We start from the raw sequence: 1,538 nt of genomic DNA on the forward strand, positions 1-1,538 counted from the left end.
AGCATATTTTGGTTCGATTGGTACATTAAGAATTATTTTTGGTTCTGGTATATTCGCGTCCCATTGTTGATTTCTGGTTTTCTATTCCTAGGGGTTGGTTTAATTTTGGTTATTCGTTACTTGTTTCACATCCATGAAAAATTATAATCTTAATTGAAAATTCATAATGTTTATTGTATGTGGTTAAGAATTTTTATTGATGATAATCAATAAAAAAGTTGGAATTATTTTACTCGGTGGATTACTATTAATTGTATTTTTGATTAATCTATCAAATGCTTCACTATCAAGTTTAACTGTACCCGCTGGGGACGAAATAAATCAGAAAATTAACTTAGATGTGAATGACCGAGTTGTTATAGAATTCAAGATACTTGGAACAAAAAATAATTTCGTATCTTTTTCACTTTTTTATCCAAATGCAACCGAAATTAACTTTGGAGAAATTGGGGAATTAAATTACAACTTTATGTGTGATGCAAAAGGTGAATACCAACTTAATTTTGTCAACAACGACATGAATGAAAGCAAGTTGGTGACATTGAATCTGGATGTTGAGCATTATATTCTTGGAATGCCTCAAATGCTATTTTTAGCAGTTGTTATTGTTGTAATCTTCTTAGCAGGACTTGCCGCTAGAGTTTTGTCTGGTCCAATGTAAAACATTTTTAAATAGAATAAAATTGTTTGTGCACCCTTTTATCCATAATTATAATTTCTGTTTGTTTGAAGTAATTATAAATGTGGAAAGAAACCTGATTTTTCGGCTTCTAATCGAGTAATCAATCGTATCTTTTTCAATCCAGATTTATGATTCTCTGTATTTCTCCACTTCATAAATAACTCACAACCTTTCATTAATTTTTAATTAATAAGTATGCATATATATAAATATTATTATTTTTTGACCATTCATTCATTTTTTTATAAAAATTTTGAATACATTAAAATTGTTGAGAAATCTTAAAATATAGATCCAAAAAAGAAAATTGATGGTAACCTCTGGTGACTATTTTATATTTTCCGGAATTTTTGGTATATTGCTAAGAAATTCAGTGCATTGCTTTGTCTAATTTTTTGGGTTAGGAATAAATTCTCAATTTTTGATGAAATAAAATAATAGCTTAATAAAGGAGAAAAAACCAACAAGAAATTCCGTTTGTTGAAAGAATTATGGGGACTCTATAAATAATGTTATATTTTTTGTTCTTAAACTACGTAAAGTTGGAGCAGGAAATCCATTGAACGAACTAGTTTTTGTGGGATTAGGGTTATACGATGAAAAAGACATTACTCTGAGGGGAATCGAAGAAATAAAAGAGGCAGACACCGTTTTTGCTGAATTTTATACAAGTATTATGCCCGGATTCTCGATAAAAAGACTTGAAAAGATTATTTCTAAGAAAGTCGTTATTGTTTCAAGATTTATGTTAGAGGATGAGGATGGAAAACAACTCTTTGAATCTGCAAAGAAAGGAAAAACAGTTTTTCTAGTTCAAGGTGATCCAATGATTGCTACTACTCAAGATCGGAAGAGC

At 29.3% G+C, this 1,538-nt stretch carries 2 protein-coding genes; both read left to right on the forward strand.

Annotated features, from left to right (window positions below; genetic code table 11):
* Nucleotides 1-199 precede the first annotated feature (199 nt).
* Complete coding sequence (locus VLM92_RS14785) at nucleotides 200-661, forward strand: hypothetical protein (RefSeq protein WP_325277089.1); 462 nt, start codon at nucleotides 200-202, stop codon at nucleotides 659-661.
* A 580-nt stretch (nucleotides 662-1,241) separates the two neighbouring features.
* A partial coding sequence (locus VLM92_RS14790) for an SAM-dependent methyltransferase (protein WP_325277090.1) occupies nucleotides 1,242-1,538 on the forward strand: 297 nt, incomplete at its 3' end.

The sequence above is a fragment of the Romboutsia sp. genome (genome assembly GCF_035470145.1).
In the GTDB taxonomy this organism is placed as follows: Bacteria; Bacillota; Clostridia; order Peptostreptococcales; family Peptostreptococcaceae; genus Romboutsia_D.

Coding starts and splice junctions, on each gene's coding strand:
- VLM92_RS14785 (WP_325277089.1), top strand. CDS start 200: ATGATAATCAATAAAAAAGTTGGAATTATTTTACTCGGTGGATTACTA.